At 72.4% G+C, this 15,476-nt stretch carries 13 protein-coding genes and 1 pseudogene; 3 read left to right on the top strand and 11 right to left on the bottom strand.

Features of this window, described 5'->3' with window-relative positions; all coding sequences use genetic code 11:
* Positions 1-7: 7 nt before the first annotated feature.
* A complete protein-coding gene (locus GA0074694_RS19080; protein WP_091460316.1) occupies positions 8-196 on the top strand; it encodes a hypothetical protein in 189 nt (62 codons plus the stop codon).
* A 48-nt stretch (positions 197-244) separates the two neighbouring features.
* Here the strand turns inward: GA0074694_RS19080 and GA0074694_RS19075 are convergent, their stop codons facing one another.
* The 3 genes from GA0074694_RS19075 to GA0074694_RS19065 form a co-directional block, all read right to left on the bottom strand.
* On the bottom strand, positions 245-619 hold the full coding sequence (locus tag GA0074694_RS19075; RefSeq protein ID WP_091460315.1) for an ArsC/Spx/MgsR family protein: 375 nt from the start codon (positions 617-619) through the stop codon (positions 245-247).
* A gap of 67 nt (positions 620-686) precedes the next feature.
* Entirely contained in the window at positions 687-1,520 is an 834-nt protein-coding gene (locus GA0074694_RS19070) for an alpha/beta fold hydrolase (RefSeq protein WP_176738006.1), read from the bottom strand.
* Positions 1,517-2,101 (bottom strand): TetR/AcrR family transcriptional regulator, encoded by a 585-nt coding sequence (locus GA0074694_RS19065; RefSeq protein WP_091460312.1) that lies wholly within the window; start codon positions 2,099-2,101, stop codon positions 1,517-1,519. Before GA0074694_RS19065 ends, GA0074694_RS19070 begins: the two co-directional genes overlap by 4 nt.
* A gap of 761 nt (positions 2,102-2,862) precedes the next feature.
* Between GA0074694_RS19065 and GA0074694_RS33950 the strand changes: the two are divergent.
* A pseudogene (locus GA0074694_RS33950) lies at positions 2,863-3,485 on the top strand (C39 family peptidase).
* Positions 3,486-3,837: 352 nt separating this feature from the next.
* On the top strand, positions 3,838-6,693 hold the full coding sequence (locus GA0074694_RS19055) for an aconitate hydratase (RefSeq protein WP_091460306.1): 2,856 nt from the start codon (positions 3,838-3,840) through the stop codon (positions 6,691-6,693).
* A 119-nt stretch (positions 6,694-6,812) separates the two neighbouring features.
* Here GA0074694_RS19055 and GA0074694_RS19050 read toward each other — a convergent pair whose 3' ends face one another.
* The 8 genes from GA0074694_RS19050 to GA0074694_RS19015 form a co-directional block, all read right to left on the bottom strand.
* Entirely contained in the window at positions 6,813-7,040 is a 228-nt protein-coding gene (locus GA0074694_RS19050; RefSeq protein WP_091460303.1) for a hypothetical protein, read from the bottom strand.
* A gap of 275 nt (positions 7,041-7,315) precedes the next feature.
* Positions 7,316-7,930 (bottom strand): GTP-binding protein, encoded by a 615-nt coding sequence (locus GA0074694_RS19045; RefSeq protein ID WP_091460301.1) that lies wholly within the window; start codon positions 7,928-7,930, stop codon positions 7,316-7,318.
* Positions 7,911-8,297, bottom strand: a complete 387-nt coding sequence (locus GA0074694_RS19040; RefSeq protein ID WP_091460300.1) for a DUF742 domain-containing protein — start codon at positions 8,295-8,297, stop codon at positions 7,911-7,913. Before GA0074694_RS19040 ends, GA0074694_RS19045 begins: the two co-directional genes overlap by 20 nt.
* Before the next feature lie 6 nt (positions 8,298-8,303).
* The gene (locus tag GA0074694_RS19035) at positions 8,304-8,729 is read right to left on the bottom strand and encodes a roadblock/LC7 domain-containing protein (protein WP_091460297.1); all 426 of its coding nucleotides are present in this window, start codon (positions 8,727-8,729) and stop codon (positions 8,304-8,306) included.
* A gap of 91 nt (positions 8,730-8,820) precedes the next feature.
* Positions 8,821-11,352, bottom strand: a complete 2,532-nt coding sequence (locus GA0074694_RS19030) for a sensor histidine kinase (RefSeq protein WP_091460295.1) — start codon at positions 11,350-11,352, stop codon at positions 8,821-8,823.
* 98 nt (positions 11,353-11,450) lie between these two features.
* Positions 11,451-13,070: a prenyltransferase/squalene oxidase repeat-containing protein gene (locus GA0074694_RS19025; protein WP_245714793.1), complete on the bottom strand. Its 1,620-nt coding sequence runs from the start codon at positions 13,068-13,070 to the stop codon at positions 11,451-11,453.
* 112 nt (positions 13,071-13,182) lie between these two features.
* Complete coding sequence (locus GA0074694_RS19020) at positions 13,183-14,073, bottom strand: terpene synthase family protein (protein ID WP_091460292.1); 891 nt, start codon at positions 14,071-14,073, stop codon at positions 13,183-13,185.
* A gap of 14 nt (positions 14,074-14,087) precedes the next feature.
* Complete coding sequence (locus GA0074694_RS19015; RefSeq protein ID WP_091460290.1) at positions 14,088-15,410, bottom strand: cytochrome P450; 1,323 nt, start codon at positions 15,408-15,410, stop codon at positions 14,088-14,090.
* Positions 15,411-15,476: the final 66 nt, after the last annotated feature.

The following is a 15,476-nucleotide window of genomic DNA, read 5'->3' as shown; positions in this document are numbered from 1 at the left end:
TAGGCCCATGCGGCAACGGATGCAGTGGTGGAAGCTCCTCGGGCTGGCCGGTGTGGTGGGGGTCGCGGCGACCGGGGTGGTCGTCGCCCGCGCGGAACGGCGACGCCGGGCGTACACCCCGGAGGAGATCCGGGCCCGGCTGCGTGACCGGCACGCGGAGGCGGCCACGACTCCGCCGGCCGACGCGGAGAGCTGAGGCGGACCCGGCCGGCCGGCCGTCCGCCGGTCCGGATCCGTCAGTCCGTCAGTCCGTCGTGGCGGCGCGCCGTACCGCGTCGGTCAGCGCCTCCGGGGTACGGCCGACCACCGCCCCACCGTCGTCGAGCAGCAGGATCGGACGCTGGATCAGCTCCGGCGCGGCCACCATCGCCTCGATCCAGCGAGGTACGGACGCCTCGTCGCGCGGCCAGTCGGCCATGCCCCGCTCGACGGCGGCGCGCTCGCCGAGCCGGCAGACGTCCCAGGGCCGGGCGTCCAGCCGGCGCAGCACCTCGGCCAGCTCCTCCGCGCTCGGCGGCTGCTCCAGGTACGCCCGCAGCCGGTAGGGCACCCGGGCGGCGTCCAGGCTCTGGCGCGCACCGGCGCACTTCGAGCAGGACGGGTTGTGCCACATCTCCATGCCCGGAATGGTGACATGCGACCGCCCTGCTTCGGCGGTACCCCCGCACGCACTCGCCACCGGTGCCTCAGCCACCTCGCCGCCCGGGGCGCACCTCGGCGAAGAACGCGCGCAGTGCGTCGGCTGCCAGGTCGGGGGCACTCGTCGTCGCGAAGTGCGACTGGCCCGGCCAGATCACCCGGCGTACGGCGGGAAGAGCCGCAGCCAGGGCATCCATCGTGGTCGGCATCGGCTCCCAGGTGTCGGCGCCCTGCATCAGCAGCGTCGGGACGGTGACAGACGACCAGCGGGCCGGGTCGGTGCCGTCGTCGGCCAGCGCCTCCAGGTCGTGCAGCCAGCCGATCGCCGCGCGCCGGGCCTCGGCCGGGTCGGGCCGTCGGTCGCCCGCCGCGGCCACGAACGCCGCGACGACCGGGGGTGGCACCCGGGTGACCTCGTTGAGCACGGCGAACATCTCGCCCGCGTCGTCCCGCTCGAAGGCCGCCCGGTAGCGGTCGAGCAGCGGCCCAATCGACTCCCCGGCCGCGTAGAGCGGCGGCTCGAAGACGGCCAACGAGCGCAGCCGGCCCGGCTCGGCTGCCGCAGTGTGCAGCGCCAGCGTCGCGCCGTAGGAGCCGCCGACCAGGTGCACCGGCTGCCCCACCGCCTCGATCACGGCGACCACGTCGGCGACGTCGTCCTTGAACGACTTACGGCCGGGCGAGACACCGCTGGGGCCGTACCCACGCCGGGCTGGCATCCACAGCTCGTACGACCCCGCGAGCCGCTCGGCGACCGGAGCCCAGGAGTGCAGGCCGCCGCCCGAGCCGTGCAGAAGGACGACGGGGTCGCCCGCACCCACCCGCCGAACCACCAACCGGGTGCCGTCCGCCGACCGGATCTCCTGATCGGTGCTGTTCAACGTTGCTCCCCCTCGGTCGTGGGCCAGTTGTCGAGTGCCCTGTGGACGGCGTCGATGACGCAGCGCCAGGACGCGTCGAGGTCGCGGGGATGCCCGAGCCCCTCGGCCGTCTCGAGCGTCGCGAACCCGTGGAGCGTGCTCCGCACGAACCGGATCGCATCGGTCAGGACGGGCTCGTCGAGCCCGTACCCACGCAGCGTCGCGTAGCTCAGCTCGATCAGGCGCAGGTGCCCCGCCGAGTTCCTGCCCACGTCGGGCGGGAGTTGGAGCTGGGTCGCGGCGTACTGCCCGGGGTGGGTGACCGCGAACGCCCGGTATGCGTCGGCGAAGCCGATCAGTGCCTGGCGTCCGGAGCAGCCGGCCACCGCGAGCCCGAGACGGTCGGCGAACGTCGCCGCGGCCCGGACCGCGACCTGGTGCAGCAACGCCTCCCGGCTGCGGACGTGCCCGTAGACGCTGGCGTCGGCGACCCCGAAGTGGCGGGCGACGGCCGCGACCGTGAGCCGTTCCAACCCGAGCGAGTCGGCCAGCTCGGCTGCGGCCGCCACGACGCGAGCGGTCGTCAAACCCTGTCGTGGCACGGCGCATCCTTTGGCGTATCGGCTGAATGCTAGGACCCCTAGGATAGCGGTCGGAATCCGACCTCGACGCGGTGGGTCGGGGAAACCCGCCGAGCGACGGCGAGCGGGCATGCGACCGGTCCGTCCGTGCCGCCCGCGTCGTCGCCGGCAGCGACGCCTGTCCGGTTTCGCCCGGGGGATCCCCGGCGTCCGGATGCACGCGCGGGCACCGGCCCGTGGCGTGCGGTGCGGCCTGCCCGGTGCGCTCTGCCGGTGCGGCCTGCCGCCGGGAATCGGGTGGGGGTCGGTGGCGTTGGACCCGGCTCACCCCCGAGCACCACCGCTTCGCCCCCGGGGCCGGGCCCACCGGATCCGGAATGCGGGCCGGGTCGGCGGCGTTGTACATGGCTGGCGCACCCGCAAGGGCCGAGCCCCGGGTCCGCCCCACACTTTGCCGCCCGTGCCACCCCCGTGCCACGCGACGGAACCCCCGCGCCCCACCCGGTGGACCCTCCCCCGCCGTGGCGCCCCCGCGCCGCGCATCCCCCGAACGGAAAGGCAGGACACCCCCATGACCACGCTGATCCGTAAGGCCGCCCTGACCATCGCCGGCGCCACCCTGACCGCGGGCGCCCTCGCCGGCCCCGCCACCGTCTTCGCCGATCCCGCCTCGGCGGCCACACCCACCTCGGCCGTCTCCGTCACCGCCGACCGCGACAACGACCGCGGCAACCGCGACGACGACCGCCGCGACGAGCGCAACGACCGCCGTGACGAGCGTCGTGACGACCGCCGAGACGACCGTCGTGACGACCACCGCGACGACCGTCGTGACGACCGCCGCGACGAGCGTCGTGACGAGCGTCGTGACGAGCGTGGCGACCGTGGGAACGGCCGTAGCGAGCGGGAACTGCGCGTGCGCTACGAGGCGCAGCCGAACTTCTACTACTGCGGCCCCGCCGCCGCCCGGAACGCCCTGTCCACCATGGACCGGAACCTCTCCCAGGACGACCTGGCCAAGGAGATGGGCACCACCGAGAACGGCACCGACTCCGCCCACCTGATCACCAAGGCCCTCAACGCCAAGACCAGCAGCGGCACCTACCGCACCATCGAACTGCCCACTCCGACCGCTGACGACAAGCAGACCGACCAGATGCGCCGGGACATCGTCACCGCCATCGACAACGGCCGCGCCATCGTCGTCAACATCGCCGGCACCGCCACCGACACCGACGGCACCCCCCACTCCTTCGAGGGCGGCCACTACATCAGCGTCGTCGGCTACCGCGACAACGGCGACACCGTCAAGATCGCCGACTCCGCCAACCCCGCCCAGGCCTCCTACTGGATCACCACCGAGGCCCTCGCCGACTGGACCGCCACCCGCGGCTACTCCGCCTGACCCACACCGAACACCCACCCACACCACGACGGGCCGGCCCCCACACCAGGGGACCGGCCCGTCGTCGCGTTTCCGTCGGAGGCCGCGGGCGGCCCGTCGGCCGCTGGCCCCCGCACCCCGGCGGAGCGCGGGCCGCCTGCTCACCCCCGGTTCCGCGACCCGCGTGAGCCCGACGGCCCCCGGTCGTGGATCATGGGTGACCTCCCGTCCCAGAGCCTGACACCCGGTTGCACGAATAGCAAGACGGACGTACGGTTTTGTAGGACTGCGGAATCGCTGGTTAGTGTCGCCTAACCGGGGCGGCACCCCGACCGGTGCGACAGACTGCTCAGGACTACTCACGGTCGCTGGTGTGAAGGAGTACGACGTGGCGAGCCTCGACACCTTCGGTGCGAAGACCCAGCTACGCGTCGGAGACGCGAGCTACGAGATTTTCAAGATCAGCAAGGTGGAGGGCCACGAACGACTGCCCTACAGCCTGAAGATCCTGCTGGAGAACCTGCTGCGGACCGAGGACGGCGCGAACATCACCGCCGACCACATCCGCCAGCTCGGCGCGTGGGACGCCGCCGCCGACCCGAGCGTGGAGATCCAGTTCACCCCGGCCCGGGTGCTGATGCAGGACTTCACCGGCGTGCCCTGCGTGGTCGACCTGGCCACCATGCGGGAGGCCGTCCGGGACCTGGGCGGCGACCCGGCCAAGGTGAACCCGCTCGCCCCGGCCGAACTGGTCATCGACCACTCGGTCATCGCCGACCTGTTCGGCCGCGAGGACGCCTTCGCCCGCAACGTCGAGCTGGAGTACGAGCGCAACCGCGAGCGCTACCAGTTCCTGCGCTGGGGCCAGACCGCGTTCAACGAGTTCAAGGTCGTCCCGCCGGGCACCGGCATCGTGCACCAGGTCAACATCGAGTACCTGGCCCGCACGGTGATGGAGCGGGGCGGTCAGGCGTACCCGGACACCGTCGTCGGCACCGACTCGCACACCACGATGGTCAACGGCCTGGGCGTGCTGGGCTGGGGCGTCGGTGGCATCGAGGCCGAGGCGGCCATGCTCGGCCAGCCGGTCAGCATGCTCATCCCGCGCGTGGTCGGCTTCAAGCTCTCCGGTGAGATGCCGGCCGGCACCACCGCCACCGACCTGGTGCTGACCATCACCGAGATGCTGCGCAAGCACGGCGTGGTCGGCAAGTTCGTCGAGTTCTACGGCCCTGGCGTGGGCGCGGTGCCGCTGGCCAACCGGGCCACCATCGGCAACATGTCCCCGGAGTACGGCTCCACCGTGGCGATCTTCCCGGTCGACGCCGAGACCGTCCGCTACCTGGAGCTGACCGGCCGGAGCCCGGAGCAGGTCGCGCTGGTCGAGGCGTACGCCAAGGAGCAGGGCCTCTGGCACGACCCGGCGGCCGAGCCCGACTACTCCGAGCGCCTGGAGCTGGACCTGGGCACCATCGAGCCGTCCCTGGCCGGGCCGAAGCGCCCGCAGGACCGGGTGCCGCTGGGCAACGCCAAGACGCTGTTCCGCTCGGCGCTGACCGACTACGTGGCCGCCGACGAGACCGGTGGCGACGACCGGAAGCCGGGCGTACCGCAGCAGGAGAAGCCGTTCGGCGTGCAGGGCCGCGCCGACGAGGCCAGTGCCGAGTCCTTCCCGGCCAGCGACTCGCCCGCCGTCGACGGCACGAACGACCCCGCCGACGCTCCCCGCGAGCTGGTCAACGGCGCGGTCGGCTCGGGCGGCCGGGCCAGCAACCCGACCCGGGTGACCGGGGCCGACGGCACCGAGTTCGAGCTGGACCACGGCGCGGTCGTGATCGCCGCCATCACCTCCTGCACCAACACCTCCAACCCGCAGGTCATGATCGGCGCGGCGCTGCTGGCCCGCAACGCGGTGGAGAAGGGGCTGACCCGCAAGCCGTGGGTGAAGACCACCCTGGCCCCCGGCTCCAAGGTCGTCATGGACTACTACGAGCGGGCCGGCCTCACGCCGTACCTGGAGAAGCTCGGCTTCCACCTGGTCGGCTACGGCTGCACCACCTGCATCGGCAACTCCGGCCCGCTGCCGGAGGAGATCTCCGCCGCCGTCAACGAGGCCGACCTCGCGGTCGTCTCGGTGCTGTCCGGCAACCGGAACTTCGAGGGCCGGATCAACCCGGACGTCAAGATGAACTACCTGGCGTCCCCGCCGCTGGTGGTCGCGTACGCGCTCGCCGGCACGATGGACATCGACCTGGCCAACGAGCCGATCGGCGAGGACAGCCAGGGCAACCCGGTCTTCCTGCGGGAGATCTGGCCGAACAGCGCCGAGATCCAGGACGTCATCGCCTCCGCGATCGGCGCGACCGGGTTCAGCGCGGCGTACGCCGACGTCTTCGCCGGTGACGAGCGCTGGCAGTCGCTGCCCACCCCGACCGGCGACACCTTCGCCTGGGAGGGCGAGTCCACCTACGTCCGCAAGCCCCCGTACTTCGAGGGCATGGAGAAGGACCCGAAGCCGGTCGTCGACATCACCGACGCCCGGGTGCTGGCCAAGCTGGGCGACTCGGTCACCACCGACCACATTTCCCCGGCCGGCTCGATCAAGGCGGACTCCCCCGCCGGGACGTACCTCGCCGAGCACGGCGTGCCGCGCCACGAGTTCAACTCGTACGGCTCGCGCCGGGGCAACCACGAGGTGATGATCCGGGGCACCTTCGCCAACATCCGGCTGCGCAACCAGCTCGTGCCGGGTGTCGAGGGTGGCGTCACGGTCAACCACCTGACCGGTGAGCAGACCTCGATCTACGACGCCTCGGTGGCGTACCAGGAGGCGGGCGTCCCGCTGGTCGTGCTGGCCGGCAAGGAGTACGGCTCCGGGTCGTCGCGGGACTGGGCGGCCAAGGGCACCATGCTGCTCGGCGTCCGCGCGGTCATCGCCGAGTCGTACGAGCGGATCCACCGGTCGAACCTGATCGGTATGGGCGTGCTGCCGCTCCAGTTCCCGGCCGGCGAGACCGCCGACAGCCTGGGCCTCACCGGCACCGAGACCTTCTCGATCGCCGGGGTGACCGCGCTGAACGACGGCGAGACCCCGCGCACGGTGAAGGTCAGCACCGACACCGGCGTGGAGTTCGACGCCGTGGTCCGGATCGACACCCCGGGCGAGGCGGACTACTACCGCCACGGCGGCATCCTCCAGTACGTGCTGCGCCGGATGATCGCCAGCTAGCTCGTACCCGCTCTTCGTGGTTGCAGGGGCCCCTTGTTCATCGTGTTTGGTGAACAAGGGGCCCCTGCAGTGTCCGGGGCGCGGTGCCCGGAGGCGGACGGGTGGCGGTCGCCTGAAGGTCAGATCCGGCCCACAGCGGCGCCGACGGTCACCAGGGCGGGCACGTTCGCCGCAGAGTCGAGGGTGTACGGGTACGTCCGCGGCTCGGTCACCGTACCGGCGGTCTCCGGGGTACCCGAGTTGGCGAAGACGTTGCTGCGCTGCACCGCGCGGCCCGGACCGCTGTCGGCGTAGCCGCTGGCCGAGTACATCGGGTGCGGTACGTCGCGGGAGTAGGTGCCCTCCACGACGACCCCGGCGTTCTCGGTGGAGGCGATCCCGTGCAGCTCGCCGTCACCGGCCCGGCCGAGATCCTCGCGGTGTCACGGCACCTCACCGCCGACGGCGGCGCGGCGGTGAGGTCCAGCGGCGGCACCACCGGACGACCGGAGTTGACCTCCGTCGCCCACCACCAGGCCAACGTCGATGCAGGTGCGCCCGGTGGTGGGCACCGCCGTGATGGGCGCGGTAGCCGCCCCGTGAACCCCGGTTCCGGTCCCCGTCACGGCACCCCTGTTCCCGGTCAGCGGCCTGCGGTCAGCCCCCCGGCGGCGCTGCGCGCGGCCCGGACCTTCATGGCGTGCTCCAGCAGGGTGATGAGCACCTCCTTGCTGGACTGCCGCTGCCGGGCGTCGCAGAGCAGCACCGGCACGTCCGGGTCCAGGTTGAGCGCCGCCTGCACCTCGTCGAGCCGGTACCGCCGGGCCTCCTCGAAGCAGTTCACCGCCACCACGAACGGGGTGCCCCGTCCCTCGAAGTAGTCGATCGAGGGGAAGCAGTCGGCCAGGCGACGGGTGTCGGCGAGGACCACCGCGCCGAGCGCGCCGAGCGCCAGCTCGTCCCAGACGAACCAGAACCGGTCCTGGCCCGGCGTACCGAAGAGGTAGAGCACCAGGTCGTCGCTGATGGTGATCCGGCCGAAGTCCATCGCCACGGTCGTGGTCGCCTTGTCCTCCACCCCGGACAGGTCGTCGATGCCGACCCCCGACTCGGTGAGGACCTCCTCGGTACGCAGCGGCCGGGTCTCGCTCACCGCGCCGACCATGGTCGTCTTGCCCACGCCGAAACCACCCGCGATCAAGATCTTGATAGCGGTGGGCACCGTCTCCACCGGCTGCTCAGAGTGCCCGTAGTCCATTGATAACCGCCTCGAAAATGCTGTCGTCGGGAAGGCCGCCGGTGGCCCGCGGCTCACGGACCTGCACCAGGTTGCGGGCCACCAGGTCACCCAGGAGCACCCGGATGGTGCCCACCGGCAGGTCGAGATGCGCCGCTATCTCCGCGACGGACTGCATCCGTTGACAGAGCCCCACGATCGCGAGGTGCTCCGGCCCGAGACCCGCCTCCGGCGTGACATCCGACTGGATCGCCGTCACGAGGGAGATCAGGTCGAACGTGCCGGTGACCGGCCGGGCCCGTCCGCGAGTCACCGCGTACGGGCGCACCACCGGTCCCGCATGATCGTCCACCCACTGCTCTTCCATCGGCCCCCCGGTAACGGTCATGACGGGCTACTTCTCGACGGTGGCCGACTGCTCGGACAATCGGGACGGCGAGGCGACGTACTTGCCGACCCGGGTCACCAGCATCGCCATCTCGTACGCGATCAGCCCCACGTCGGCGTCCTCCGAGGCGAGCACGGCGAGACAGGCGTTACGACCGGCCGCCGTGACGAACAGGAACGCCGACTGCATCTCGATGATGGTCTGCTGCACCTGCCCGCCACCGAACCGCTTGCCCGCCCCACGGGCCAGGCTCTGGATGCCGGCCGCCATCGCCGCCAGGTGCTCGCCGTCGTCCCGGCTCAGCCCCCGGGACGAGGCCATCATCAGGCCGTCCGTGGAGAGAGCGATAGCGTGTTCGGCCTGCTTCACCCGGCCGACCAGATCATCCAACAACCACGTCAGGTCGGCACTCGAAGCCGTCTTCTGCGCCACTCGTCGTCCTCTTCTCAACCCGGCTGGTCGCCGTGCTCGTCTGGGCTCACTCCAGGGCCGGTGGACGGGTTCGCCCGCCACCGCGCCCCGCTCACGTCGCTTGCCGGTCCTCGTCGTCCGGCGCGTCCGCCGGCTCCGGACCGCGGGCCGGACCACCCAGCAGCCGGGCCGCGTCGGTACGGCCGCGCCGGGTACCGGTCTGGTACGAACTCATCATCCGCCGGACCTGCTCGGGCGGGCGAACCGCCTCGTCGTCCTCCGGGGTGTCCACGACGGGCGTCTCGTCCCGCAACTCGGGTGCGAGGTTCGCCTGGCGGACCCGCATCGGCAAACCGGACTCCGTGCGAGGCGGTTCCGCCGCCGGGCACGGGGTCGGACCACCGTGCTCCGCCTTCCGCGCGGGCTCGGTACGCGGGACGGCCATCGGCAGGCCGGTCGGGAAGGTGGGACCGTCCAGCGCGGACTGCTCCGACCAGAGTCGGGAGCGGGTCGGCAGGCCGGTCCCGCTCTCGGCCGGCGTGTCCTGCCGTGCCAGGGGGCGCTCCAGCGTCGTCCGTACCCGGGTGGGGAGCTGGTCGGGCTCGTCGCCGGTGCCCTCGGGCACCCGGCGCGGCGACCCCGGCTCGGCCAGCGCCGCCGGCAGGGCCGGACGCGGACCGGACGGCTCGGTCCCGGTCAGGGCGGGCCCGACCGGCGGCTCGACGGCACCGGCGTGGGGGGTGCCCGGCCCACCGGGCTCCTCCTCGTCGGCGGTGACCAGCGCCAGCGGGATCAGCACGACCGCCGTGGTGCCGCCGTACGGGGACTCCTTCAGGTGCACCCGGATCCCGTGTCGTTCGGTCAGCCGGCTGACCACGTAGAGGCCGAGCCGGGTGGCGTTGGCGAGGTTCAGCTCCGACCGGTCGACGATGCGCTCGTTGGCGGCGGCCAGGTCCTCCTCGCTCATGCCCAGGCCACGGTCCTCGACCTCGAGGGCGAAACCGTTGGCCACCAACTGCCCGCGCACCTCCACCGTGGTGTGCGGCGGCGAGAACGACAGACCGTTCTCGATCAGCTCGGCGAGGAGGTGGATGATGTCACCCACCGCGCGACCGGCCAGCGAGACCTGCCCCAGCGGCAGCACGTTGACCCGCGTGTAGTCCTCCACCTCGGCGACCGCGCCCCGGACCACGTCGACCATCGGGACGTTGCGTCGCCACGCCCGGCCGGGCGTGGAGCCGGAGAGGACGATGAGGTTCTCCGCGTTACGCCGCATCCGGGTGGCCAGGTGGTCGACCCGGAACAGGTCCTCCAGCTCCTCGGCGTCGTTCTCCCGCCGCTCCATCGCGTCGAGCAGGGTGAGCTGCCGGTGGACCAGGGCCTGGGTCCGCCGGGCCAGGCTGAGGAAGACGTCGCGGACGTTGCGCCGCAGCTCGGCCTGCTCGACGGCGGTCCGGATCGCGGTCTCCTGCACGACGTTGAAGGCCTGGCCCACCTGCCCGATCTCGTCGTCGCCGAACTCCAGCGGAGGCGCCTCGGCGGCCACGTCGACCTCCTCGCCCCGGCCGAGCCGCTCGACCACGTTCGGCAGCCGCTCCCGGGCGAGCTGGAACGCGGCCTCCCGCAGGCGCTCCAACTGCCGCAGCAGCGCCCGCGCGGTGGTGATCGAGACGATGATCGAGGCGACGACGGCGAGCAGACCCAGACCGGTGGCCAGCACCAGCCGGGTGATGACCCCGACGGCCACCGGCGTGGCCCGGTCCACCACATCGTCGCCGCCGGCACCCACGACGTCGTTGAGCTGCTGCAACGCCGGGTCGACCGCACCCCGCCACGCCTCCAGCTCGACCGGGGCGCGCGACTCGGTGTTGCGGGCCCCGATGACCCGGTCCTCCAGGGTGCGCAGGCGCTGGTGCGCCTCCCCCTGGGACATCTGCTGGTAGCGGTTGCGGTCCGCCACGGGCAGGGCGCTGATGGTGCTGGCGGCGATGTACCGCTGAGCGCCCACCATCTGCGCGAACCGCGCCTGCTCGGCGGACGTGACCCGACCTGCGGCGAGGGCGCCGTGCAGCAGCGCGTCCTCCTGGGACAGCAGTTCCCGGGCGCGGTTGAGCTCGATCAGGGCAGCGGTGTCGTGGGCGACCTGCTGGTCGTCGAGACCACCCAGCTCGTCGTAGAGCCGGAACATCGCGTCGACCACCTCCACGTAGGAGGTCAGGGCCGTTGCCCGGTCGATGCTCTTGTCGTCGATCGCCGTCCGGGTCCGGGAGAGTTCGTCCAGGCCGGTGAGCACGTTGTCGACCGCCCGCTCGACCTCGGTGCTCGCCGGGATCTCGGTACGCCAGTTCACCGCGGACGCCTCGAACGCGCGGGCCAGTTCGTCGGTGCGGTCCCGCTCCGCGCGCAACGCCTCCAACTGCCCGGCCTCCGGCCGTCCCAGGTACGCCAGGGAGAGACGACGTTCCTTCTGCAACTGCAGCAGTAGCGGTTCGCTGGGCGCGAAGACCCGGGCGTTGAGGGTCTGGACCCCGAGCAGGTTGAAGCCGTCCCCGACGGTCACCCACGCCGCGAAGGCCCAGAGCGCGACGAGCGACGCGAGCAGTGCGACGACTTTCGTACGGAGATTCGTACTGCGGGAACCCATTACACCGTCCTGGCCGGGTATTCGATTGACGTGCCCGAGCGTGGGCGGTCGACGCACCGATCGACCCCGGCGCACGCTAGCAGCGTCGGAAGGTTCACTCAAGCGATCCTGATCATGGCGCTACGGGAAGACGGGCCCGCCTCGACCGGATCCGGACCAGCCGACGCGCGTCCCCACCAGGTCACCGCGAGCGCAGCCGCGCGGACGATCAGTGACGGACGATACAGATCCTTGTCGTGCCAGAGCGCCGGTCCACCGTCGGAACCGTCCATCGTGACCAGCCACCGCCAGCCCCGTGCGATCGCCTGGGCACACTGGTCGGACGAGGTCTGCCCGGCCGCGAGCAGCACCTGGAGGGCGTACGAGGTCTCCTCGGCCGTACCGCCCCACCGCCCCCAGGAGCCGTCGGGGTGCTGACCGGCGAGCACCCAGCGCACCGCCCGCCGTACCACCGGTCCCACCGACGCGCCGACGCCGTACCCGTACAGGGCGAGCACCGCGCAACTCGTGGCGTAGTACGGCGACGCGTGCCAGCGGTCGGAACTCCACGAGCCTTCCGGTGCCTGCCGTTCGGCGAGCCAGGTGGTCAGCCGGCGCACCACCGGGGCGAGGTGGTCCGCCCGCGCACCGCCGTGTCGCAGGTGCCAGCCGACGGCGTCCAGCACGTGCGCGTTGGTGGTGATGGAGGCGCCGTCCTCCTTCGGCCAGGTGCAGAAGTGCTCCCCGGTGTCGAAGGACCGGAGACTCGACGGGTCGACCGGCTGACCGGCGCGGGCGAGCGCGTAGAGGGTCACCGAGGTGGTGTCGGCGTCCACCGGCAGACCGGGGGCGGTGGCCGTGCCGGCCGGGCCGAGCGCGTCCCGCAGGCTGGCCAGCACCGGCGGCGGGGCGCTCAACGGCACCCCGGCCCTCGACAGCGCACTGAGCACCCACGACCGTTCGAAGACGCTGATCGGGCTGGTGCACGGCACCGGCCCGCCGTGCTGGCGGACGACCCCCTCCAGGTACGCCCGCGCGGCCGAGGTGGTGGCGTCGGGGACGCCGAGCCAGGCGGCCGTCGCCGCTGGTGAGGCGCCGACCGTGCCCGGCCCGACCGGGACGACCCCGGCGGCCCGGCGGGCCGCCGGACCGGCGACCTCCAGCGCGTGCATCAGCTTCTCCGGCAGCGGGTGGCCCGACGTCAGAGCCGCGCGGACCCGGGCCAACCGGGTGGGCGTCATACCCGGCGGCAACGGCAACCGGGGCGCGGTGCGCCACCGCTCCAGTCCGTTCACCGGGTCGTCCCGCATCGCGTCCAGGTGGACGGTGAGCGCCTCCACCAGGGCCGGTACGATCAGGTCGATCGCCGGCATGTCCGGCAGGGCCGACGCGGGAACGGCGGCGAGCCGCTCACCGAGGACGGCCAGTCCCCGGTCCACTGCGGCGACCGCGCCCCGGTGGAGCGGATCCGACGTCCCGGCCAGGTCACCTCGGCGCAGCGCGGCGAGCAGTCCCTCGGTGGCGCTGAGCGTCGGTGCCAGCCCGTAGCCGCCGGGGCCTCCCCAGCCGCCGGTCGGGTGTTCCGCGTCGAGCAGGTAGCGGATCCGCGCGGCGTGCAGCGTCAACCACGGCGACAGGCTGACCAGGCGCCCGGTCTCGTACACCGACACCGAGGACTGTCCCGTCGGTGTCGCCGTCATCTCGCCGAGCAGGTCCCCAACGGCGGCGAGGATGCTCACCGAGCCTCCCCTCCGTTCGCGACTGCGGGGCTCCGCTCCGCTGCACTCCTCGCGCTCACCACACCACCACTGTTCGCGACTGCGGGGCTCCGCTCCGCTGCACTCCTCGCGCTCACCGAGCCCCCCAGAAGTCCGTGGAACCGTAGAAGCCGCTGGTGAAGCCGAGCTGCCGGGCGAGGTACGTCGCCTGCCGGGGGCACTCCTCCGTCAGGGGGGCCAGCAGCTCGTGGCATCCTCCGGTAAGAACCTCGACCCGCTGCTCGACCTCCGCCCGGTCGGCCACCAGCATGATCGCGTTGAGGTCGCCCCACTCCAGGTCCCGCTGGTACGTACCGAGGTCGTTGACCAGCCGCAGCACCCGCTGCACCTCGTCGCTGGCCTCGACCAGGCGGGGTAGCGAACGGTGGGTCCCGTCGTCGCCGGTGTGGATCCAGTGTGCGACGTTGACCACCGTGCAGGCCAGGTTGTCGGCGTTGGCGAGGTACTCCTCGAAGGTCGGCAGCGTGCCGGTGAGGTCCCGCCGGGCCGACCGCCACTCCCACTCGACCGCCATCGCGGCCAGCGTCCGGTGCACCGCGGCCCGCCACGCGTCACGCAGGCGCGGGTAGGCCGGCGCGGCGGCCAGGTCGGCGCAGAGTTCGGCGAGGAACCGGGCGAACGGGTCGTCCGATGCCGGGGTGGCACCGTCGACCACCGCGAGGCTGGTCTCGGTCAGACGGTCGATCTCCGTCCGGGACTTAGCCAGGTAGTCCACCTGCCAGTCGAGGGCGAACCCCCACAGCACGGCACGGTTGGTGACCCGCAGTTCCTCCAGGCTGCACCAGGGCGCGCTGAACGCCATGGCCATGGCGATGTTGCCGAACAGGGCGGCGTCGAAGGGCGCACCGGAGAACAGCTCCGGGTACCCGGCCGCGAGCTTCTGCAGATCGCGCTGCCCCCGGGCGGCGAGGGCACAGATCCGGCCCTGCTCGACGGCCTCCGCGGCCTGGGTGGTGAGGTCCATTCTGTCCGCTCCGCTCAGGCGGCGGCCGAGGGCGCCGCGCCGGTGAGGGTCAGTTCCACCCGGCGGCGGGGACGCAGCGCGGCCGCCAGCCGCAGCCCGGGCACCCCGGGCTGCGCGAGCCGGAACCGGTACCGGCTCAGCATCGTGGCGACGATGAGCTGCGCCTCCAGGTAGAACAGGTACATGCCGAGGCACTGGTGCGGGCCACCGCCGAAGGGGAAGTGGGCGTAGCGGTGCCGGGCCCGGACGCGCTCGGGGCGGAACCGCTCCGGGTCGAACTCGTCGGGCCGGTCCCAGAACGCCGACATCCGTTGGGTGATCAGCGGGCTCGCCACCACCGTCGCGCCGGCCTCGATCCGCACGCCGCCGACCACGTCGGCGGCGACCGCGCGGCGGGGAATCAGCCACCCGATCGGGTACAGGCGCAGCAGTTCGTCGAGGACCATCCGGGTGTAGCGCAGTTCGCCGAGGTGCTCGCGGCGGACCGGTTCGTCGCCCACCACCCGGTTGATCTCCTCGTAAAGTTGGTCGGCGACCTCGGGGTGCTCGTCCAGGTGCGGCCAGAGCCAGGTCAACACGTTGATGGTGGTTTCCGTGGTGGCCGCGAACATCGCCACCGTGTCGTTGCGGACCTGCCGCTCGTCGAGCTGCCGGCCGTCGTCGGTACGCGCCCGCCACAGGGTGGAGATGACGTCGTCGCCCTCCCCCGCCGTGGCCCGGGATTCCCGCACGATGGGCACGAGGACGTCGTCGACGACCCGGACGGCCCGGCGGAAGGTCCGGTCGCCGGGCATGGGCAGCGACAGCGGCGCGAAGGGCACCACGATCCGGGGGATCACCGCGCTGGCGATGGCGTCCTGCGCGTCGACGACCCGCATGGCGTCGGCCACCGAGATCTTGTCGGCGAAGAGCACCTTCATGATCGCCCGGCAGACGATCCGGGCCTGCTCGGCACCGATGTCGACCGGTCGTCCGACGCGGGACGGGGTGCCCAGCTCGTCGACGGCGTCGGAGATCGCCTCGGCCATCCCGTCGATCATCGACTCGACCCGCTTGGCGGTGAACATCGGCTGGAGCATCCGGCGGCTGGCCGACCAGATCTGCCCCTCGCCGAGGATCCCCTCGCCGAAGAGCCGCTTGACCGGTCGCCAGAACAGCCCGTCACCGGCCCGCTCGTAGTTCTCCGCCCGTTCCCGCAGCACGTGCTGCACGTGTTCGGGATGGGTGACCAGATAAGGGCGGAACGAGCCGAGGTTGATGCGGGCGAGGTTGCCCCCGGTCCGGTTACCCGCGTCGATGAGCGCGCGGGCCGGATCGCGGACCAGAGCGGGCAGCATCCGGCGCAGGGGGACCCTCGCGGGACGACTGACATGCGCCGGGGAGGGATGCGGTGTTCCCACCTT

It is taken from the genome of Micromonospora inyonensis (assembly GCF_900091415.1).
GTDB classification, from domain to species: Bacteria; Actinomycetota; Actinomycetes; order Mycobacteriales; family Micromonosporaceae; genus Micromonospora; species Micromonospora inyonensis.
Note: the sequence above shows the minus strand (reverse complement) of the source record. Positions and strands in the feature narration are given on the sequence as shown.

What these genes read in the sequence shown, in the direction of transcription:
- GA0074694_RS19080 (WP_091460316.1), top strand. Translation starts at nt 8, where the DNA reads ATGCGGCAACGGATGCAGTGGTGGAAGCTCCTCGGGCTGGCCGGTGTG.
- GA0074694_RS19075 (WP_091460315.1), bottom strand. Translation starts at nt 619, where the DNA reads ATGGAGATGTGGCACAACCCGTCCTGCTCGAAGTGCGCCGGTGCGCGC.
- GA0074694_RS19045 (WP_091460301.1), bottom strand. Translation starts at nt 7,930, where the DNA reads ATGGACTACGGGCACTCTGAGCAGCCGGTGGAGACGGTGCCCACCGCT.
- GA0074694_RS19040 (WP_091460300.1), bottom strand. Translation starts at nt 8,297, where the DNA reads ATGACCGTTACCGGGGGGCCGATGGAAGAGCAGTGGGTGGACGATCAT.
- GA0074694_RS19030 (WP_091460295.1), bottom strand. Translation starts at nt 11,352, where the DNA reads ATGGGTTCCCGCAGTACGAATCTCCGTACGAAAGTCGTCGCACTGCTC.
- GA0074694_RS19020 (WP_091460292.1), bottom strand. Translation starts at nt 14,073, where the DNA reads ATGGACCTCACCACCCAGGCCGCGGAGGCCGTCGAGCAGGGCCGGATC.
- GA0074694_RS19015 (WP_091460290.1), bottom strand. Translation starts at nt 15,410, where the DNA reads ATGCTGCCCGCTCTGGTCCGCGATCCGGCCCGCGCGCTCATCGACGCG.